The 20308-nt window shown below is 64.2% G+C and carries 20 protein-coding genes and 1 tRNA gene; 10 read left to right on the top strand and 11 right to left on the bottom strand.

Annotation, left to right across the window (positions count from 1 at the left end):
• Positions 1–39: 39 nt before the first annotated feature.
• Complete coding sequence (locus ACYVF5_RS10720; RefSeq protein ID WP_460946153.1) at positions 40–945, top strand: proteasome assembly chaperone family protein; 906 nt, start codon at positions 40–42, stop codon at positions 943–945.
• 229 nt (positions 946–1174) lie between these two features.
• On the opposite strand, the gene mshC is transcribed toward ACYVF5_RS10720, so the two are convergent.
• From mshC to ACYVF5_RS10705, 3 genes are read right to left on the bottom strand one after another with little or no spacing between them, the layout of a single operon-like run.
• Positions 1175–2419: a cysteine--1-D-myo-inosityl 2-amino-2-deoxy-alpha-D-glucopyranoside ligase gene (gene mshC, locus ACYVF5_RS10715; RefSeq protein WP_460946151.1), complete on the bottom strand. Its 1245-nt coding sequence runs from the start codon at positions 2417–2419 to the stop codon at positions 1175–1177.
• A 55-nt stretch (positions 2420–2474) separates the two neighbouring features.
• Positions 2475–3332 (bottom strand): undecaprenyl-diphosphate phosphatase, encoded by an 858-nt coding sequence (locus ACYVF5_RS10710; protein WP_460946149.1) that lies wholly within the window; start codon positions 3330–3332, stop codon positions 2475–2477.
• Between the two features lie 42 nt (positions 3333–3374).
• On the bottom strand, positions 3375–4700 hold the full coding sequence (locus ACYVF5_RS10705; protein WP_460946147.1) for a M20/M25/M40 family metallo-hydrolase: 1326 nt from the start codon (positions 4698–4700) through the stop codon (positions 3375–3377).
• Positions 4701–4822: 122 nt separating this feature from the next.
• Between ACYVF5_RS10705 and ACYVF5_RS10700 the strand changes: the two genes are divergently transcribed.
• Positions 4823–4908: transfer RNA gene (locus ACYVF5_RS10700), tRNA-Leu, on the top strand.
• A 42-nt stretch (positions 4909–4950) separates the two neighbouring features.
• On the opposite strand, the gene ACYVF5_RS10695 is transcribed toward ACYVF5_RS10700, so the two are convergent.
• From ACYVF5_RS10695 to ACYVF5_RS10680, 4 genes are read right to left on the bottom strand one after another with little or no spacing between them, the layout of a single operon-like run.
• The gene (locus ACYVF5_RS10695) at positions 4951–5106 is read right to left on the bottom strand and encodes a hypothetical protein (protein WP_460946145.1); all 156 of its coding nucleotides are present in this window, start codon (positions 5104–5106) and stop codon (positions 4951–4953) included.
• A gap of 39 nt (positions 5107–5145) precedes the next feature.
• Positions 5146–5643, bottom strand: a complete 498-nt coding sequence (locus ACYVF5_RS10690) for a peptidase inhibitor family I36 protein (RefSeq protein WP_460946143.1) — start codon at positions 5641–5643, stop codon at positions 5146–5148.
• 37 nt (positions 5644–5680) lie between these two features.
• Entirely contained in the window at positions 5681–6691 is a 1011-nt protein-coding gene (locus ACYVF5_RS10685) for a hypothetical protein (protein WP_460946141.1), read from the bottom strand.
• The gene (locus ACYVF5_RS10680; RefSeq protein WP_460946139.1) at positions 6678–7175 is read right to left on the bottom strand and encodes an RNA polymerase sigma factor; all 498 of its coding nucleotides are present in this window, start codon (positions 7173–7175) and stop codon (positions 6678–6680) included. The genes ACYVF5_RS10685 and ACYVF5_RS10680 overlap by 14 nt, the downstream gene beginning before the upstream one ends.
• 227 nt (positions 7176–7402) lie before the next feature.
• On the opposite strand from ACYVF5_RS10680, the gene ACYVF5_RS10675 reads away from it, so the two are divergent.
• From ACYVF5_RS10675 to ACYVF5_RS10650, 6 genes are all read left to right on the top strand, one after another.
• On the top strand, positions 7403–7777 hold the full coding sequence (locus ACYVF5_RS10675; RefSeq protein WP_460946137.1) for a hypothetical protein: 375 nt from the start codon (positions 7403–7405) through the stop codon (positions 7775–7777).
• Between the two features lie 172 nt (positions 7778–7949).
• A complete protein-coding gene (locus ACYVF5_RS10670) occupies positions 7950–8414 on the top strand; it encodes a hypothetical protein (protein ID WP_460946135.1) in 465 nt (154 codons plus the stop codon).
• Positions 8415–8472: 58 nt separating this feature from the next.
• Complete coding sequence (locus ACYVF5_RS10665) at positions 8473–9564, top strand: peptidoglycan-binding protein (RefSeq protein WP_460946133.1); 1092 nt, start codon at positions 8473–8475, stop codon at positions 9562–9564.
• Positions 9561–10217, top strand: coding sequence for an ABC transporter ATP-binding protein (locus ACYVF5_RS10660; RefSeq protein ID WP_460946131.1), 657 nt, complete (start codon positions 9561–9563; stop codon positions 10215–10217). Before ACYVF5_RS10665 ends, ACYVF5_RS10660 begins: the two co-directional genes overlap by 4 nt.
• Before the next feature lie 59 nt (positions 10218–10276).
• Positions 10277–11308 carry an ABC transporter permease gene (locus ACYVF5_RS10655; RefSeq protein WP_460946129.1) on the top strand — a complete coding sequence of 344 codons (1032 nt, stop codon included), beginning with the start codon at positions 10277–10279 and terminating at the stop codon, positions 11306–11308.
• Between the two features lie 347 nt (positions 11309–11655).
• Positions 11656–13353 (top strand): HNH endonuclease signature motif containing protein, encoded by a 1698-nt coding sequence (locus ACYVF5_RS10650; RefSeq protein ID WP_460946127.1) that lies wholly within the window; start codon positions 11656–11658, stop codon positions 13351–13353.
• A gap of 113 nt (positions 13354–13466) precedes the next feature.
• Here ACYVF5_RS10650 and ACYVF5_RS10645 read toward each other — a convergent pair whose 3' ends face one another.
• On the bottom strand, positions 13467–15269 hold the full coding sequence (locus ACYVF5_RS10645; protein WP_460946624.1) for a DEAD/DEAH box helicase: 1803 nt from the start codon (positions 15267–15269) through the stop codon (positions 13467–13469).
• 179 nt (positions 15270–15448) lie between these two features.
• Here ACYVF5_RS10645 and ACYVF5_RS10640 point away from each other — a divergent pair, with 179 nt between their 5' ends.
• Positions 15449–16336 (top strand): SGNH/GDSL hydrolase family protein, encoded by an 888-nt coding sequence (locus ACYVF5_RS10640; RefSeq protein ID WP_460946125.1) that lies wholly within the window; start codon positions 15449–15451, stop codon positions 16334–16336.
• Here the strand turns inward: ACYVF5_RS10640 and ACYVF5_RS10635 are convergent.
• Both ACYVF5_RS10635 and ACYVF5_RS10630 read right to left on the bottom strand, forming a co-directional pair.
• Entirely contained in the window at positions 16317–17549 is a 1233-nt protein-coding gene (locus tag ACYVF5_RS10635) for a D-alanyl-D-alanine carboxypeptidase family protein (RefSeq protein WP_460946123.1), read from the bottom strand. The genes ACYVF5_RS10640 and ACYVF5_RS10635 overlap by 20 nt on opposite strands.
• A gap of 9 nt (positions 17550–17558) precedes the next feature.
• Positions 17559–18380, bottom strand: coding sequence for a TrmH family RNA methyltransferase (locus ACYVF5_RS10630; RefSeq protein ID WP_460946121.1), 822 nt, complete (start codon positions 18378–18380; stop codon positions 17559–17561).
• A 98-nt stretch (positions 18381–18478) separates the two neighbouring features.
• Between ACYVF5_RS10630 and ACYVF5_RS10625 the strand changes: the two genes are divergently transcribed.
• Positions 18479–19321: an NAD-dependent protein deacetylase gene (locus ACYVF5_RS10625; protein WP_460946119.1), complete on the top strand. Its 843-nt coding sequence runs from the start codon at positions 18479–18481 to the stop codon at positions 19319–19321.
• A gap of 42 nt (positions 19322–19363) precedes the next feature.
• Here the strand turns inward: ACYVF5_RS10625 and ACYVF5_RS10620 are convergent, their stop codons facing one another.
• A complete protein-coding gene (locus tag ACYVF5_RS10620; protein WP_460946117.1) occupies positions 19364–20272 on the bottom strand; it encodes an alpha/beta fold hydrolase in 909 nt (302 codons plus the stop codon).
• Between the last annotated feature and the right edge of the window lie 36 nt (positions 20273–20308).

Below are 20308 nucleotides of genomic sequence, written 5' to 3'. Positions count from 1 at the left end.
GGCGGTTCGGCTGCCGGTGAGAAGGAGAACGGATAACGCGTGCTGAATGGACGACTGCTGGTGGTGGCATTCGAAGGCTGGAACGATGCCGGAGAGTCCGCGACGGGGGCAGTGCGTGTGCTCAAAGACAATCTTGAGCTCGCGCCGCTCCTGGAGTTCGATCCCGAGCTCTTCTACGACTACCAGTTCACACGGCCCGTCGTATCGGCTGACGACACCGGTCGTCGGCGCCTGAGCTGGCCGGGCGCTGCCTTCTACGGTCCCCTTGTGCCCGCGCTTGTGCCCGAGCAGCTCGCCGACGACGCACAGCTCACGGTGAGCGGAGACAACGGCGGCAACATCTACCTGCTGCTCGGGGTGGAACCGTCCCGCGGATGGAAGGCCTTCACGGCAGACGTGATCGACGCGGCACTCGCCGTTGATGTGTCTGCCGTCGTCTTTCTGGGAGCCATGCTCGCGGATGTCCCGCACACGAGACCCATCTCGGTCTTCGTCACGAGCGAGAACCCCGAGGTCAGGTCTCACCTCGAGGTCGAGCGGAGCAATTACGAAGGCCCCGTCGGAATCCTCAGCGTGATCTCGGAGGCTGCGGAAGACGTCGGGATCCCCACTCTCTCGATCTGGGCTTCAGTGCCCCACTATGTGCACAACGCGCCCTCTCCGAAGGCGGTGCTCGCCCTCATCGACAAGCTCGAAGAGATCATCGACGTCGTCATTCCGCGTGGAGACCTCGTCGAGCAGGCTGCGGAGTGGGAAGCGGGAATCGACGCTCTCGCCGCCGAAGACGACGAGATGGCCGCCTACATCCAGCAGCTCGAGCGCGCGAGGGACACGGTCGAGTCTCCAGAGGCGAGCGGCGAGGCGATCGCGAAGGAGTTCGAGCGTTATCTCAGGCGATCGAACGATGGCAGGGGCGATCGCCCGGACCCGCCGAAGATGGGCTGAGCCCACCCGGGATCCCGCACTCCCTCGGTGGTCGAGCTTGTCGAGACCCTGCGTTGGCCGAGAAAACCCGCGTTGTTCTCGGCTCACGAGAGGCCTCGACACGGTCGCTCGTTCCTCGCGGCCTGCTCGACCACCGAAAGAGGCGGAGGTTTCGACACGGTCCGGCGTCGCTTCGCTCGGTCGGGCCTGCTCAACCACCCGGGATCCCGAGGCTCGACCATCGGAGGAGCTACAGCTCGATCCCGAGCAGGGCGTGCACCACGCGGGCCAGGAGCGCCACGTCGTCCACCCCGCCGTGAACGGCCTCGTCGACGAGTGCCAGCGCTCGGGGGGTGTCGAGGTCGTCGCAGAGTGCCGCGCGGATGCCCGCGAGCACACCCGTGGCGCGGATCGGCTCCGCAGAGACATCGCCTGACCGGATCGAGCGCCATCGGGCGAGGCGGTCTGTGCCATCGGCGAGAACGGAGTCCGTCCATTCCCAGTCCGAGCGGTAGTGGTGCGCCAGGATGGAAAGCCGTATCGCCCCGGGGTCGACACCCTGCCGGCGCAGTTCTGACACGAGAACGAGGTTGCCGAGCGACTTCGACATCTTCTCGCCCTCGTACGCGACGAGCCCCGCGTGGCTGTAGACGAGAGCCAGCGGCTGACCCGAGAGACGCGCGGCGTGTGCCGCGCTCAGCTCGTGATGCGGAAAGATCAGGTCAGAGGCTCCGCCCTGCACCGTGAAGTCCGTGCCGAGTTCACGAAGCGCGATCACCGAGCATTCGATGTGCCAGCCAGGCCGCCCCGGCCCGAGAGCGCTTGGCCAGCGTGGTTCGCCAGGCCTCGCAGCGCGCCAGAGCAGGGGGTCGAGCGGATCGCGTTTGCCCGGACGATCGGGGTCTCCCCCGCGTTCGGCGAAGAGCGTTCGCATGGTCGCCTCGTCGAGATTGCTGATCTCGCCCAGGTGCCAAGGGGTGTGGTCCGACGCGCGACGAACATCGAAATAGATGTCGTCGCTCTCGCTGTCCTCCGTGGGAACCGCGTAAGCCACACCCTGTTCGAGCAGGCGGCCGACGGCATCCGAGATCTCGTCGATGACCTCGGTGACAGCTACGTAGTCGTCTGGCGGAAGAACCGAGAGAGCGGACATGTCATGCCTGAAGAGCTCGATCTGCTCTTCTGCGAGGTCATGCCAGTCGACGCCCGTGGTGGCCGCACGCTCGAGAAGAGGGTCGTCGATGTCTGTGATGTTCTGCGCGTAGTGGACCTCCAGCCCCGCGTCGAGCCAGACCCGTTGCAGTGTGTCGAAAGCGATATATGTCGCCGCGTGGCCGATGTGCGTTGCGTCGTATGGCGTGATGCCGCAGACGTAGAGACGCGCGATGTTCCCCGGGTCCGCCTTGACCAGTCGACCGACCGACGTGTCGTGCAGGTATGGAATGGGCGATTCGCCCAGGAGGGTCGGGACTGTCGGTCGGGGCCAGGATCTCACCGCTTCAGCCTATCGACGGTGCAGAGGGCTTCTTGCCATCGCGCATCCGTGGCGATCACATCGCCGGAATGACACCGGCTCCGAGCAGGATGAAGAGCACGATGCCCACGACGATCCGGTAGATCACGAACGGGAGGAAGCTGCGCTTGGAGATGTAGCTCATGAAGAAGGCGATCACGACGAGCGCGACGAGGAACGCGACGACAGTGGCGATCAGGGTCTCGACCGGGCCGTAGACCTCTGGCAGGCATCCGGTGTCTCCTGGCAGGCAGGGTGATGCGATCGACTTCGCCAGCTGGTAGAAGCCGCTTCCCAGGACCGCGGGAATCGCGAGGAGGAACGCGTACCTGGCCGCGGCGCGCCGCTCGTAGCCGAGGAACAGCCCGGCCGTGATCGTTCCGCCCGAACGCGACACGCCCGGGATGAGCGCGAGCGCCTGCGCCAGACCGTAGATGACGCCGTGCGCGTAGGTCGTGTTCTTGAGGCGCAGGTTCTTTCGGCCCACCCAGTCCGCGATCCCGAGAAGGATGCCGAAGCCGACGAGCATCGCCGCTGTGAACCACAGCGAGCGGAACGTCGTCTCGATCTGATCCTGGAACAGCAGACCGAGCACAACGATCGGGATCGAGCCGATGATGATGAGCCAGCCCATCCGCGCATCAGGGTCGTTGCGAGGGATCTTTCCGAAGAGCGCCTTGAACCACGCGCCGATGATGCGGACGATGTCCCGCCAGAAGAAGATGATGACGGCGAGTTCTGTGCCGATCTGCGTGATCGCCGTGAACCTGGCGCCCGGGTCTTCTCCTGTGCCGAGGAACTCACCGACGATGCGCAGGTGCGCGCTCGATGAGACGGGCAGGAATTCCGTCAGCCCCTGCACGAAGCCGAGGATGATCGCACTCAGAAAGTCCACGGTGTTGGGCCTCCGATCGTCCGGTCGTCGACCGGGGCGGTTTCAGTAGTTCGCGAGCAGGTCTGCGAGAACCCGCCTGCCAAAGACTAATGCGTCGAGCGGGACGCGTTCGTCAACACCGTGGAACATCGCGGGAAAGTCAAGGGATTCCGGCAGCTGCAGCGGTGCGAACCCGTAGCCGGTGATTCCGAGGAGTGACAGCGCCTTGTTGTCTGTGCCGCCCGACAGCATGTACGGAAGCACAACGGCCTGGGGGTCGTGCCTCGTCAGCGTGTCGATGGCGGCCTCGACCAGCGGGCCGGAGAACGGGTTCTCGAGACCGAGGTCGCGTTGCACGATCTCGATCTCGATGTCTGGGCCGACGAGTTCGGCGATCGCGGTGAGCACCTCGTCTTCCTCGCCAGGGAACGGCCGGATGTCGACGAGGGCTGTGGCCTCGTCGGGGATGACGTTGTGTTTGTAGCCCGCCTGCAGCAGTGTCGGGTTCGACGTCGTCCGAAGGCTTGCCTGAATGAAGCCGGCGGCCGTGCCCGTGGCGAGCACGATCTCGTCAGGCCCCGTGGACTGCGGGTCGACGCCGAGGATTCTCGCGAGCTCGGACAGGAGCGCCGTTGTGGTTCCGGTGAGCCTGACGGGCCATTCCTTCGAGCCGATGCGAGAGATGGCTGTGGCCAGTTTGGTGACGGCGTTGTCGTGGATCACACGGGATCCGTGCGCCGCTGTGCCCCTGGCGCGAAGACGAACCCAGACGAGTGCCTTCTCGGCGGTCTGCAGCAGGTACGCGCGTTGTCCGGCCAGGGTGATCGAGTAGCCGCCCACCTCGCTGATCGCCTCCGTCGCCCCGGCGAACACCTCGGGGTGATGGTCGACCATGTGATGGGAGCCGTAGACGCCGCCGTTCTCTTCGTCGGCGAAGAACGCGACGATGAGGTCACGCTGCGGCTCGCCGCTGTCGAGCACGTCGCCGAGGGCGGTGAGGATCATCGCGTCCATGTTCTTCATGTCGACGGCGCCCCTCCCCCAGAGCAATCCGTCCTTGATGACGCCGCCGAACGGGTCCACGCTCCAGTTGGCGGGGTCCGCAGGCACCACATCCAGATGGCCGTGAACCACGAGTGCGCCTTTCGATGGATCCGAGCCTTTCACCCGTGCGACGACACTCGTTCGCCCGGGCTCTGACTCGTACATCGTCGGCCGAAGGCCGAGCCGCTGCAGGCGCGCCTCGACGTACTGCGCTGCCTCGGTCTCGCCCTTCGATCTTCCCTCACCGTAATTGGTTGTGTCGAACCTGATCAGGTCTCGCGCGATGACAGCCGTCTCTTCGAGTGGATTCTCGGTGTGATCAGCGGGACTCGTGTGATCGGTCATGCGACAACGTTATCGCGCAGACGCCGAGACCCGCTGTGCGTTGCCGCCGATGCAGAATCGACCGCGAATTCGTGCTAATGTCTTACCTCGGCGCCTGATGAAGGAGCCGTGGGAAACAACTCGCGCGGGTGGCGGAAATGGCAGACGCGCTAGCTTGAGGTGCTAGTGCCCGTATTAGGGCGTGGGGGTTCAAGTCCCCCCTCGCGCACGCGAATGAAATGACCCCTGACCTGGGATTTAGTTCTCAAGGTCAGGGGTCTTTCTCGTGCCATGTGCTGAGATATGTGTACGCGAGTGCGGTGAGGTCGTCCACGTCCGCCCGGCGGTCGGCGTTTTCGATCTTGCTGATCCCGGACGGCGTTCTCTTGCGCCCCGCCTCGGTCACCAGCCGTGCGGTCGTGCGCACGGCTCGTGACCAGAGACCGACGGCGATGCCCGAGCATCGTCAGGAGCAGGTGAGCGATGTTGCTCCCAGGGAGACGTTTGAACCGGAATTTGCGCCGACCGTCGTGAGGAGTGTGGATTTTTTGTAGACCTTGATTCTCTTTCCTGACCGGTTGTTCGCGATGGACCGCACGGCGGACAGGACGCCAAGGCTCTGGTTGCTGGAGCAGGAACTGAATGCGAGGCGCTCGCCACTGTAGCCAGTTCCGCTGAAAGCGCAGTGTCGGCCGGAGTCGCAGTTGCGTGTCGCTGCTGCCGATACTGAGCGCTGGATGAGTTGTGCTTCGTTGACCGGTGCAGCCGTAAAGACTATTTCCCCGTCATTCCATTCGACTTCGTTCCAGGCTGTTTGTTCGCCACCATATTCGGCGATGACCTCGTCGATTCGCTTCTGCGTAGGGTCTTCATCACCTTCGACGGCTTGTGCCATGCTCGGGGTTAGCAAGCTGAGACAGGCCACGAGGATCGTCGCGGATAGGGTTTTGGGGTGGCGAATCATCGAGAATCCATTCTGTGTCGGGTGGTGCATGGTCGAGTTACCGTTCCCATGCCGTATAGGACGTGACAGCGGGAGCGGATAGGTCGGCACGTGACGAGCCGATGTATACGGTCTCAGCGGCGAGGAACTTTCCGGTTTCGGGTGAAAGCACGAGAAGGTGCGCGTAGTCGCCGGTTGTAGCGCGGAGAACCACCCCTGAGCGACCTAGGCGGTCTGTCGTGCTGCCGTCGATTTCGATATCGGGCAGGGTCGCGATGAATCCCAGGAGCGCAGCTTCTTGCTCCGCCGTGAGAAACCGATTGCTGAGAAGACCTGTGATGGCATCGAAGTACTCGGCAGTGGCAGGGTCTTCGGTGCCAAGGGTCATGGACAGATAGTCGCCGACGAGGGTTGGATCGGTGGGCGGTTCAGTTTCGTATGTATCGCTGAGGTCGAACGGATTGGTGTCATCGTAGGTGGTGTCCTCGAGCACGGTGCCGGGTTCGGGAAGCGTTGCCGAGTTCTGCCCTGCAAACGGTTCGCCCGCCGTGATTCGCAAGCGGATCGTGCCGTCAGTGCCGAAGGTAAGTTCGCGCCACTGCGGCACGATGTCTGACGATTCGATCTCCCCCTTGTCGTTGACGTAGCTGTGCAGTGACCATTCGCTGAGGCGTAGGGTTCCGGTCGCTTCTACGGTGTCCCTGGCGTTTGTGCGCACCTGACTCAACTCCCCTGCTACCTCTGCCGCGCTCTTGGACACCGCCGTGGTGTGTAACGGCTTGGGAGTCGCCGCCTGGGCTGGCGTCATTGGTTGAAGCACAGTGAGCACAATGGCGACCATGACGAACAGCGCCACTGATGTGCTTGTGATGAGAATTGTGCGCGTTCGGCCGAAGAATCCTCGGTGGGGACGGGCTCTCGTTGACCGGTCGTGTGGAGATATGTGCTCCGGGCGTTCGGCGTGAATCGCTTCAAGCAGGCGAAGCCCTGTCTCAGATACAGGATCGGTCCGATGAGATTTGCCTGGTTTTGCGTCACGGATAACTTGCTCGATGTCATCGGTCATCATGGATCACCTCCATCTCTAGATCGAGTGCCAGTGCGTCACGCACAAGACGACGGGCACGGAACAGCCGGACGCGGACGGTTGATGTTGGAATTGCCAAGATTTCGCTGATCTCCGTCGGGCTCAGTTCGTCCCAGTAGGCCATCTGAAGCAACACACGTTGCGGCTCGGGAAGCGATCGAATCGCATCTCGAACGCTCCGCCGTCTCTCGGCCACATCCGCGTCCTCATTCACGGTCTCTTCGGCAACACGGTCACGGAGTGCCGCAGCGCGTTTGCGCCGACGGTACTCATTGCCGATGAGATTGCGGACGATTCCGTAGAGCCATGGGACGTTGAGGGCTCTGCCGACTTGGTACTGCTGCCAGACGATACGGAACGCCTCAGCGGCGATCTCCTCGGCATCGGCCCGTGAGTCGAGCCGATGCTCGGCGACAGAGACCACGAGTGAGTAATTCGCGAGGAAGAACGCGTCATACTCAACCACCCGGTCCCCCTCTCTGTGACCCGCGTCTGGCTCTGTGACCCGCGTCTGGCCGCGGCCCGCTCACTTTCTTCGTTTCCGGATACCCCCGGAGCGTTTCACAGTGGCGCAGATTTTTCGAGACGTCGTCGTCTCGGTTTGCCTCAGAGCGCGTATTTGGGAGACCGGGTTGAGTCCTAACCTATTTCATCGTCAGTGAAACGCTCGGCCGAGTGCCGGAAACATACAGCATGACGGAGTGGCTGTCATATCTACCGAATCAACTCATCGCTTTAAGGGAGAACATCATGAGGAAACGCAACAAGATTATCGCGGCGGGCGCTCTGGCGGTCGCGCTCGCATTCGGCAGCAGCACTGCTGCCTTCGCCGCGTCGTACGGGGCCAAGAGCTGCGGTGGCATCACTCACGCCTTCGTGGAGGGCACCACGAAGGGTGTGCCCACCCTGAAGATCACTGGCACCAACGGTTCATACAACGAAACGAGGTTCCAGCGCAGTACGTCATGGCAGCGCAACTATCTGAACAGCCCCACTCAGAGCTCCAAGAGCGCAAGTGTCACCGGCTACACGTCGTTGCAGAGCGGTGGCGTCGGCTGCAGTATCTAACCTTCGCCCCGTAATATCCCACCGACAGCTCACACCTTCATGTGACGGAGGTCGTCTGAATCCGAGCAGACGGCTCAGACGACCTCCGTTGCTCATCAGATCAAGGGAGTCGATCATGCAAGCAAGACACAATCTTACGACGGCCACTTTCGCAGTTGCGATAATCGGCGCGTTGCTCACTGGCTGCAGCTCAACGTCGAGCGCCACGCCGATCGACTACGAACCGGGAGAGCTCAGCGGCCAGGAACAGGACTTCGCCACAGACATGGCCGCGTGTTTGAAGGAATCTGGGTGGGAGGTCGAAGTGCGCCCTGACAACTCGTACACCATTCAGCTCCAAGAAGAACAGTCAGATGCATATGACGCTGCCGTCGAAGCATGTTCGGAGAGCCTCGGCTACGAGGAGGAGCCTGAGCCGCTCACGGATGCACAGATGAAACGTCTCTACGCAGGGCTCGTCTCTCTCGCCGGATGCCTCCGTGACGAGGGTCACGAGGTGCGAGACGTCCCGAGCGAACAGGCGTTCCTCGACGACGCCGTCTTCGACCCGTACGGCGAGCTGCGTGATCCCAAACGAGCCGATGCGCTCAGTGATGACGACTACTACGACCTGCTCCAGATTTGTCCCAGGCCTTGACGTGTAGCAAGGCTGGCAGGAAGAGAATGAGTGCGAGCGGGCAGGAGGCTGAACGTTGATGTCTTCGGCGAGTTCTCGGCGGTACAGATGGCAGGGCGCGGCGCTTGGTGCTCTTCTCGTCGCCATCCTGGCGGCAGCGGGCGTGTGGGCCGGGTTGACCGTCCTGCAGCCGGCGGATGATCCGCTCGCAGCCAAGGCGTACACCTACGTCGAAGTGGCCGAAGGAGAAGTCGGTTCCGAGCTGTTGCTGAACACGATCGCACAGTGGCGCACAGAACCAGTCGGAGAGAACCGTGCGGCAGGGGTGGTGACTTCGGTTGATGTCGCTACTGGAGATGAGGTGAATGCTGGTGACACGTTGTACACCGTGGATCTGAGGCCCGTTGTTGTCGGTCAGGGTTCGACCCCCGCTTTTCGTGCCATCGGCGAAGGTGCCGAAGGCCCGGATGTGCAACAACTCCAGGAGATGCTGGGTGCTCTGGGGTTCTATCGACACATGGCAGATGGCAAGGCTGAGAGCGGAACGGTCGCGGCGATTCGTGCGTGGCAGAAGTCGCTCGGACTGGAGCAGACCGGCCAAGTTGAGTTCGGCGATGTTGTCTTCGTCGCCAGCCTGCCATCGCGGATCGCACTCGACGCGGAGCAGATCGCCACAGGCAACTCGCTCAGTGGAGGAGAGCCAGTCGTTCGCGGCTTGTCGAACGCCCCGGCGTTTTCCCTTCCCGTCACCGATGCGCAAGCGGCGATGATTCCGACCGGCACCCGCGTCGAACTGACCTCTCCCGACGGTGACGTCTGGTCGGCAGTGACAGCCGATCAGAACCGGGACAAGGACACCAACGCACTCACAGTGGCACTCAACGGTGTGGACGGCGCGACGATTTGCGGCGACGGCTGCGGTCAGATTCCCGTGTCCGGCCAGGCTCAGCTCGTCTCTCGCATCATCACCGTGGAGCCCGTCGACGGACTGATCGTGCCGTCGGCGGCGCTGGTGACAGACGCGAACGGCGATGTCATGGTCATCGATGCGAAAGATCGCCGGGTGCCAGTTAGCGTGGTCGCCTCAGCGAAAGGGATGTCCGTCATCGAGGGGGTCGAAGCGGGTTTGCGTGTGCGGGTGCCCGCCCAGGCATCGCGTGGGAAAACGTGACCGGCGACGCAGACAGGCCACTACTTGAAGCAGATCAGATCAGCTTCCAGTATGCGCCCGGCACGCCCGTCCTGGATACGTGGTCAGCACAGTTCTTCGCGGGATCAATGACCGCTCTCACGGGGAAGTCCGGACGCGGCAAGTCAACATTGCTGTATCTGCTCGGACTCATGCTCAACCCCAGCTCCGGAGACGTCCTCGTCAACGGAGAAGCAACCAGCCGACTGCACGACGTCGACCGTGCCCGGCTCCGCGCAAACAGATTCGGCTTCGTGTTCCAAGACGCCGCCCTCGATGCCACCCGCACCGTCATGGACAACATCACCGAGACAACGCTCTACCGACAGGGTCCGCGGTCGGCTCTTCACCCTCGGGCAGAATCACTCCTTGAACAGTTCGGTGTGAACGTGCCCGCGCACCGTAAACCAGGTCAGGTCTCCGGAGGACAAGCGCAACGCATCGCACTGTGTCGGGCACTCCTCACCTCACCGCCGATACTCCTCGCCGACGAGCCCACCGGGAACCTGGACCCATCCAGCACCGAGGTCGTCGTCACCGCGCTACGCGAACACGCATACACCGGCGCGGCCGTCATCGTGGTCACCCACTCGCCGGACGTTGCCGCTGCCTGCGACCGGGAGATCGTATTGTGATCGTCAAGACCATCCGTGAAGCTGTGCTTTCCGCACGCTCCCAACCCGTCGCTTCCGTCGTGACGGTGTTGACAATCGTCGGCATGATCCTCGCCGTGATGCTTACGACAGGCCGCACCGTCGGAGCCGAGCAGCACGTCCTCGGCTCTATCGACTCTGCCGGTACGCGATCGATCATCGTTCGCGCGGACCATGGCGCAGGGATCACGGCCAGCGTTCTCGACCGGATCTCCTCGGTCGAAGGCGTCGAATGGGCGGCCGGATTCGCGACCACTGTTGACGCGACCAACAGCGAAGTCCGCGACGGCACCCGCGTACCCACCCGGATCGCCTACGGTCACGACCTCGACCGACTGGGTATCCCCGTCTCCCCTTCAGCTGCAGGCCAGCTCGGCTACGCGTCGACCAATGCCCTCGAACAGCTCGGATTGGTCGACGGCGTCGGCGCAGTCACCCTCACTACGGGGACGAACTACGGCATCGCCGGACCGATCGACACCCCGGATTTCCTGACCCCCTTCGAACCGCTCGTGCTTATGCCCGTCACCGATTGGGAGGGAACCGAAGCAGTCGGGCTCATCGTTGTCATTGCCAAGACTCCTGAGCTCGTCGCGCCCGTCGCTGACATCCTCGGTTCCGTCCTTGCAGCAGAGGATCCATCCCAAGCGCAGATCCACACCAGCGAAGCACTCGCTCAGCTCCGCGGGCTCATCCAGAGCCAGCTCGGCTCATTCTCACGCGGACTCGTGCTCGCTCTCATGGGCCTCACCGGGATGCTTGTCGCGGTCCTCCTATACGGGCTCGTCATGATGCGCCGGAAAGACTTCGGTCGTCGCCGTGCACTCGGCGCGACACGCTCGCTGATCGTCTCCCTCCTGCTCATCCAAACAGCCTTCCTCAGCATCATGGGCATAGTGACGGGAATGATGGTCGCGGTGGTGGTTCTCCTCGTTGCCAACGACCCGTTGCCCGGTGCCGCCTTCTCCGGAGCACTCGCGGTGCTCACACTCCTCACGACGCTCATCGCTGCCCTCATACCAGCGCTGATCGCGAGCCGGAGAGAACCGATCCGCGAACTCAGGATCGCATAGCCTCGCCTCGATTTCCTTGAGCATCAGCGAGTTCATGTGGACCGTTTTATGCCCGTCCGGCGCGTAGCCAGAGCCCCTCGTTGGCGCTGAACGCGATGTCGTAGAGCGGGCTCAGCTCGTCGATCTGGGCTGCGTCCGATTCCGGCGGGTTCGCGGGACGTGCTGCGCAGACGTTCGCCTTGTGTGCGGGATGGCGGGCGCCGCGTCATCGCTTGCAGCCACGGCAGAACATATCTTCTATTAATTGAGGAAGGCGGGGGAACCCCAGGGGGAACCGATCCGGATAATCCCGGGAGTTATCTCGCAAGGATAGAACATATCAACGAATAAACGTGCTATGATTGACCATGGCCAACGCGACCGAGCAGCTCCTCGATCTCGCCCGTCGGGTGTGCGAACGGCTTGTCGCGTGTGAGGAGCGGGAAGCCTCGACCGGAGATCTGGCGGTGACTGAGCTGTTGGATCGCGTGGACGATGGCGGGCTCGAGGACCTGTTGAGAGACGTGTCCGTGTTGCGGAGCGAGCTGGACGGCCTTCTCGCAGCGGGCGCGGGTGTGATCGCGAAGCGGTCGGAATACGGGCTCGGGTACGCAGGCCTGGCGCAGAGTCGCGGGCATCGGTCGCCGGTCGCGATGGTGCAGCAGATCACGGGGACGACCCGGGCTGAGGCGTCGCGGCACGTCCGGCTCGGGAACCTGATGGGTGAAGCGGATGCTGCGACCCGGCTCGCCGGTACAGCGTTCGCGGATGCCACGACGGATGCCGACCCGATGACCGGGGACCTGCATGGCCGCGCCGCGCCTCTTTCCGAAGAGATGGGACCTGAGGTCGACGCTGACGCGAATGCTGAGGCCGGCGCCGATGCGGGCGCTCATGAGGGCATCGGTCGTTCCCCGGACGGGACAGCTCTGGGGGCGGACCCCGGAGCGTTCCCGAGCGTATTGCCCTGGTACGAGCCCCTCACCCGGGCGATGCGGGAGCACAGGCTGAAGTCAGAGTCCGTCGCCCTGGTGACGCGGATCCTCGGCGAGGCCGCCGAACGCGCCCCGGCGCAGACCCTACGGCGGGCTGCCGAGGAACTGGTTGACACAGCCGGAGACGCTCACGTGGACGAGCTCGCGAAACGGGCCAGATACCTCCGCGACGAGATCGACCCGGTCGGCGTCGGATTGCGGGCCGAACAACGCTATGCCGCACGGTCGTGGCGGTTCGGGAGGAACCCGAAGACCGGGGCACGGACCGCGCAGATCGAGTTCGACGACGAATCCGCCGCGTGGGTCGACTCCATCGTCGGAGCAGCGCTACGTCCCCGCCGCGGGGGTCCGCGGTTCATCGACTCGGACGAAAGAGCCCACGCGCAGAATCTGATCGAAGACCCACGATCGAACGAGCAGATCGTGTTCGATCTGCTTATGGACATCATCCGCACCGGTGTCGACGTCGACCCGGGACTCGCATACGGAACCAGGCAACCCGGGATCCGAGTCGTGATCACCCAGGAGCAACTGGACACCCGCGACAAGGACGGGCGCATTGTCGGGAACGGGTATCTCGAAGAGACCGGGGAAACGGTTCCCGGAGCGACAGTTGAACGGTTGATCTGCACCCATGGAACCCTGCCCGTCACCGTCGATCCCGACGGCCATCCCCTCGACGTGGGGCGCGAGCATCGTCTATTCGTTCCGAAGCAACGAATCGGATTGTCGATCCGGGATGGCGGATGCCGATATCCCGGCTGCGACAGGCCACCGTCTTATACCGAGGCACACCACATCAACCCCTGGACCTCCGAGCACGGACGAACCGATTGTGCAGACGGGATCCTGCTCTGCCGGCATCACCATATGCTCATCCACAACAACCACTGGCGAGTCGTGAGGGAGAACTCTGCCTACCACCTGATCCCACCTCCGAACATCGACCCCACACGCACACCGGTTCCCATGCCCTCACGATCACCCCTCAATCCCGCATGGCGACAAGCAGCACGCCCGCACAACAGAGCCGTCGTCGATGAGAGAAGCGATGCGCTGGAACGGGTATAAGACCGGTTTGGGCGCGACCGGTGGTCCTCTCCTCGTTCCGTCGCGATTCCGTCGCGATTCCCTCACGCCGCACTGCTCAAACCTGCAGAGGGAGAACACCCACGGTGGAGCGTCTATCGCGAGCTGCCCAGGCGCTTGCGCAGGTACTCGATCCGCGCCTGCAGCTGGGTGACACTCGCCTGCGGCACGGCCGGGCCGCCGCACACCCTCCTGAGCTCGGCGTGCACCAGGCCGTGCGGCTGCCCGGTGTTCTTGGCATAGAGCCCCACCAGGCTGTTCAGAAGGCTCCGCTGCTCCTTGAGCGTCCGGTACAACGGCGCCGGCTCTTCGCGCTCAGGCTCGGCCTTTTTGCGCTCCGTCTGGCGCCTGGCCTGTCGCTGGTGCCGCTGCTTCAGCAGTTCGTGCACCTGATCGGGTTCGAGAAGGCCGGGAAGGCCGATGAAGTCGAACTCCTCGTCGGTGCCCGGCGTCGCATACTGCCCGAACTCAGCCCCGTCGAAGAGAACACGATCGAACGTCGCATCGCTCGACATCGCCTCGAAGCTGAACTCGCTCGTCAGCGCATCCGATGCCGTGTCGTCGCGATTCGCCTCGGCCATCATCGCGTCTTCGGGGTTGTGCAGATCGCCCTCCCCGTCACCGACCGGTCGGTCGAGGGCGTGGTCGCGTTCAAGCTCGAGAGCGCTCGCGAGACCCATCAACTGCGGAACATTGGGCAGAAACACCGACGCCGTCTCACCACGGCGCCTGGCACGAACGAATCGTCCAATGGCCTGAGCGAAGAAGAGCGGTGTCGACGACGACGTCGCGTACACACCCACCGAGAGCCTCGGCACATCGACGCCCTCACTCACCATTCGCACCGCGACGAGCCACCTGCTCGTGCCCTGTGAGAACGCGTCGATCCGGTCGCTCGCCTCTTTCTCGTCGGAGAGGACGACAGTCGGCTCTTCGCCGGTGATGGTGTGCAGGATGGCCGCATACGCCCTGGCTGCGAAATGATCGGTGGCGATCACCAGGCCCCCGGCATCGGGAACGTGGTTCCTGACCTCTGTCAGGCGTCTGTCTGCGGCGGCCAGCACCTGAGGGATCCACTCCCCCGCCGGGTCGAGAGCCGTTCGCCAGGCCTGCGAGGTGATGTCTTTGGTGTTCCCCTCGCCGAGCTTGGCCTCCATCTCATCACCGGCTCGTGTGCGCCACCGCATGTGGCCGGCGTAGACCATAAAAATGACCGGGCGAACGACGCCGTCTGCGAGCGCGCGACCGTAGCCATAGTTGTAGTCGGTCTGAGAGGTGCGGATTCCCTGCCGGTCGGGCAGGTATGAGACGAAGGGAATCGGCGCCGTGTCTGAGCGGAACGGCGTCCCGGTCAGAGACAGACGCCGGGTGGCCGGCTCGAAGGCTTCACGGATGGCATCGCCCCAGCTGAGCGCGTCGCCACCGTGGTGCACCTCGTCCAGGATGACGAGGGTGCGGGACGCCTCGGTGATCTCTCGATGAAGAGAGGCGCGCACGGCGACCTGCGCGTAGGTCACGACGACACCGTGGTAGTGGCTTCCGTAACGCCTGGCGCTGTTGGTGAACGTGGGGTCGAGACGGATGCCCGCACGGTGCGCGGCATCCGCCCACTGCTTCTTGAGGTGCTCGGTCGGCGCCACCACCGTCACACGGTCGACGGTTCGCCTGGCGAGCAGTTCTGCGGCCAGTCGCAGCGCAAATGTCGTTTTTCCGGCGCCGGGCGTCGCCGCGGCGAGGAAATCCCGTGGCTCGGCTCTGAAGTAGGCATCCATGGCCTCGTGCTGCCATGCGCGCAGCTTGCCGACGGTGCCCCATGCCGCACGTTCCGGGAACGCGGGTGACAGATGCTCAGCGGCAGCCGTGCCGATCCTCGGGCGTGGTGCGGCGTCGAATTCGATCTCTGAAACGGGTTCACTCGTGTTCACGTCGTCTGTCGTCACCTGCTCTGCGCTCACCAGACAGTAACTTAGCCAGCCCGGGTTCGACGCGCCAAACGGAGGGGATTCCGACCGGGTGCACACACAGTCGCGTCGGTTATGCTCGCAGGGTCTGGCTGAGCAGGCGTGGAAGGGACATCGTGGGCACGAACGACATCGACGCAGAACCGCTCGCGGCGAACGTGCACCCGTGGCGACGTTTCGTTGCGATCGGCGATTCGTTCACGGAGGGCATCGGCGACCCTGAGCCGTCATCTCCCGGCGGACATCGCGGTTGGGCCGATCGTGTCGCAGAGGTTCTCAGCAGGGACGTCCCTGACTTCGCCTATGCGAACCTGGCCGTGCGCGGCAAGCTCATCGCGCAGATCGTCAGCGAGCAGATCGAGCCTGCCATCGAGCTGAAGCCAGACCTCATCACCATCTCAGCGGGCGGCAACGATGTGATCAGGCCCGGCAGCGACCCCGACCTGATCGCCGAGAAGTTCGAGTACGCGATCAGAAAGTTGCGTCGCGGAGGGGCGAGCGTTGTGATCTTCACGGGCGTCGACGTCGGGTTCTCACCGGTGTTCAGGGGCATCAGGGGCAAAGTCGCGATCTACAACGAGAACCTGCGCTCCATCGCCTTGAAACACGACTGCGTCGTGGCAGACCAGTGGGCGCTGACCGAGGTGCAGGACTCACGGATGTGGGCACCCGATCGCCTTCACCTGAACTCGCTCGGTCACCACACGGTAGCTCGTATGGTGCTTGAGGCGCTGAACGTCGAGAACGACCTTGAAGCGCTGAAGCCGGAGCCTCTGCCCCAGGTGAGCTGGCGTCAGGCGCGGGCCGACGACCTGAGCTGGGCCAGAGAGCACCTCGTCCCCTGGGTGTTGCGTCGCATCAGACATCAGTCGTCCGGTGACCATGTTCAGCCCAAGAGACCCATCGCAGAGCCGTGGGCGAGGCCCCGAGCGGGTGGGAACGGCACGGATGCTGCGGGTGATGCCGCCGATCGGGCGCAGAACCTCAGTCGACCGGGTTCATAAGACGCCAGAACGGATCGGCCGGTTCGATGGAGCCGGTCAGCACGAGCGGAACCTCCTGCGTCTGCCCGTTGTAACTGACGGTGGCCGTGCCGACGGTGTCCCCGCTTTCACCAGCGTCGATGGGTGCCGCGCTCGCTTCAACGCTCGCCACGCCGTCCTGCCAGGTCAGGACGGATGCTGACTCAGCGGCGACGAGGCCGGCCGAGTCTCCCCAGACGGTGGTGTACAGGCCGAACTCCTGCCCGGCCGTCACCACGTCGGTCTCGTGGAATGCGCTGTTCACGCTCGATAGCAGAGCGAGCACGTCTTCGCTCAGCGTGCGGTGATTCGGAGCGCCGAGGATCACGCCGACGACCGTCACGGTCGATTCGCCGACCACCTGCTCCGCCGCGAAGAGCAGGCAGGCTCCGGCGACGTTCGTGGTTCCCGTCTTGAGGCCGATCACACCCTGTGTGCCGAGGAGCTGGTTCGTGTTGTGGACCGTGCCGATCACCGGCAGCTCAGCGGTCGGCTGGCGCACGATCTCACTCAGGGCAGGGTGCTCGAGCACAAGCTCGCCGATTCGCACGAGGTCGGCGGGCGTCGACGCGCTTCCCTCATCGAGCCCGCTCGAATCGACGACGCTCGTGCCGGTGAGGCCGTTGTCGGCCAGCCACCCGGCCGCCGCAGCCAGAAAGGCATCCATCGACCCGAACGCCCAGTTGACGATCGAGATGCTGTAGTTGTTCGCAGACGGAAGCATCATCGCCTCGAGCATCTGCCGCTCGGTGAACACCGAACCGGCTACGACCGGTGCCGCAGAGCCTCCTTCGGCGATCACATCGTGATAGATCTGCTCGTCGGCCGCCGTGATGTCGATGGGCGGCCCGCTCTCTCCTGCCGCAAGAGGTTTGGCGGAGAGCACAACGAGCGAGGTGACCGTTTTTGTGATGCTCGCCATGGGAGTCGGCTGCTGCGCGCCGTGCTCGGCGAGGATGCCGTCGAATCCCACGGCGCCGATCGCGCCGTTTCCGTATGCGGGCCAGGTGAGGGGAACAGGAGCCGTTGTGGCGACGGCCGGTTCTGTCAGCGCGGCCGCGGCCGCGGGGACCGTTCGTGTGAGTGCCGTACCGGTGTAGACGCCGAGCCCCAGCACGAGCACGAAGACGATCGCGACGCCGATGCGCCGACGTCGGTAGGTTCTCGGGTCACGTCGGTGGTCTGAACTCGGCACCACGCCATCTTAGACGCCGGAGGCTGTCGGAACGCGCAGCGCCCACAGCGCAACCGCGCTGGCTGACGCCACGTTCAGCGAGTCGATGCCGTGGAGCATCGGGATGGTCACAACGGTGTCTGCGGCGTCGAGCGCCTGCCTGCTCAGCCCGTCGCCCTCTGCCCCGAGCGCGAGCGCGACACGTTCAGGCGGACGCTCGGCGAACTCGTCGAGTGATGTCGAGTTGTCCGAGAGCGCGAGCGCAGCGACATGGAAGCCCTCCTCCTGGAGGATCGCCCTCGCCTCCGGCCATGCGGGCATCCTCGTCCAGGGAATCTGAAGCACCGTTCCCATGCTCACGCGCACGCTTCGCCGGTAGAGGGGATCCGCGCATCGCTCGCTCACGAGCACGGCGTCGGCCCCCAGTCCGGCGACGGAACGGAAGATCGCGCCGACGTTCGTGTGGTCGACGATGTCTTCGAGCAGCACAACGCGTCTCGCATCGCGCAGCACATCGCGCATCGCGGGCAGGTCCGGCCTGTGCATCGCGGCCAGCGCTCCCCTGTGCAGGTGATATCCGGTGAGGGCCTCGAGAGTGACCGCGTCGCCGACATACACCGGCAGGTCGTCGAACCGCTCGACCAGCGGCGCGACGTCTGCAAGCCAACGTTCCTCGAGAAGCACGGAGCGCGGCCGGTGGCCGGCGCGGAGGGCACGCGTGATCACCTTCGTGGACTCGGCGATGTAGAGGCCGCCTTTCGGCTCGGACACCTTGCGCAGCGCGACATCCGTAAGCCGCGAATAGTCCGAGAGCCCCTGCTCGGCGAGGTCGGAGATGGGGATGATCTGCACGCGATTCCTTTGTGTATGCCCGTGGTCTGGATCCGCTGCGAAACAAATCGGCAATGTGCGGCGTTTACAATCGTGTCACCTGCCACAACGGAGGCCTAATGACGCTGGTTGAACCGGGGGCGATCGCCTCACAGCTTGAGGCGGCGACGGAAGTGCTCAGGCGCGGCCGGGTCGCCGTCCTGACCGGCGCCGGCATCAGCACCGATTCCGGCATTCCCGATTATCGGGGTGCCGGTGCGCCCGTGCGCACACCGATGACGATTCAGCAGTTCCTGCGGAGTGAGGCGGCGCGCAAGCGCTACTGGGCCGGCAGTCACCTCGGGTGGGCGACGTTCAGGTCGGCCGCACCGAACGCCGGGCATAAGACCCTCGCCCGTTTCGAGGAGGACGGGCTCATCAATGGTGTCATCACACAGAACGTCGACGGACTTCACCTGAGGGCAGGATCGCGACGCGTCGTCGACCTTCACGGCTCGATCGACCGCATCCTCTGCCTGGATTGCGGGCAGGTGTTCGCTCGCGAGAGCATCGCCGTGAGCATCGAGCGGGACAACCCCTGGCTGACGCCCTCTGAGCGGGTTCGGCCCAACCCGGACGGCGACGCCGACGTCGATGACGTCGAGCGGTTCGTGCTCCCGATCTGCACGGTGTGCGGAGGGCGGCTGAAGCCGGATGTCGTCTTCTTCGGGGAATTCGTGCCGCCCGAGAGATTCCGGGCGGCGCGTGACCTCGTCGACCTGGCGGATGCCCTGTTGATCGTGGGCTCGTCGCTGGCCGTCAACTCGGGCATCAGGCTCCTCGAGCAGGCGAGGCGCGCTCGCAAACCGATCGTCATCATCAACAGAGGAGAGACGAAGGGCGATACGCGTGCCACGATCAAGATCGACGGTGGTGCAGCACAGACACTGTCCGCACTCGCTCCACGGTGGCATCGGAACTGATTCCAGTATCGGAACTGATCCGGTGTCAGGACTGGTCCGGTGTCAGGACTGGTCCGCCGGCGCGGCGCTGTCGAGAAAGCGGCTGATCGACGCGGCCGCCTGTTGCGGCATCTCGTAGTGGATGAGGTGTCCGACGTTCTCGAGCACGTCGAGACGTGCATCGGCGAACAGCCCGGCGAGCCTGTGCTGGGCGGACACCGGAGTGATGTCGTCACGATCGGCGGCGATCAGCAGCATGGGCACGGCGATCTCGCGGGCGAACTCCGAGACGTCGTGACTGACGGATGCGGTGAACGCTTCGAGCACCACCGTTCGTGAGGCGAATGCGCTGAAGTACGCGTCATGCTGGCCGTGGATCCACCGCCGAAGACGCCGGTCTTTGGTTTTGGCCATGGCCACGCTCATCACACGGACGATGAACCTGTTCCGCAGCAATCCGAAGCCGAGCCGCTCCGGCAGCTTGGCGCCCAGCTGGTAATAGACCACGGCGAGCCGCGTGAGAATGCCCCGCGGTCCCGAGAGCGCGGGCGCGGCGATCGGGTTCACGAGAATGCCGCGTTCGGCGCCGAGGCCGTCGGCGAGAGCGGCCGAGACGATGATCGACCCGAACGAATGCCCGAGGATCACGGGTGCGGAACGCAGGCCTATCGCGTCGACGAACGCGGCGAGCCACGCCGCATAGGCCTGCACGGTGTGGGCTGAGCGGGTGAACGGAGACGACTCGCCGAACCCGGGCAGGTCCGGACTGATGATGCGTGCCCTCGGCAGATGCGCGACGACGGGTTCGAGCCCGTGGTGGTCCCCGCGAAAGCCGTGCACGGCCACGATCGTGCGCGATGCGTTCTCATCGCCGTACGCCCAGTATCTGGTCGATGTGCCGAGCACGTCGACGGTGTGTCGCGAGATCGGTATCGGCGCGAGAAGAGCTGCGTACGGGGATTCGTGAGACATCGGAAACAAGTTTAGGCTCTGTCGCTCAAGAGTTTT

Source organism: Okibacterium endophyticum (assembly GCF_054780075.1).
Note: the sequence above shows the minus strand (reverse complement) of the source record. Positions and strands in the feature narration are given on the sequence as shown.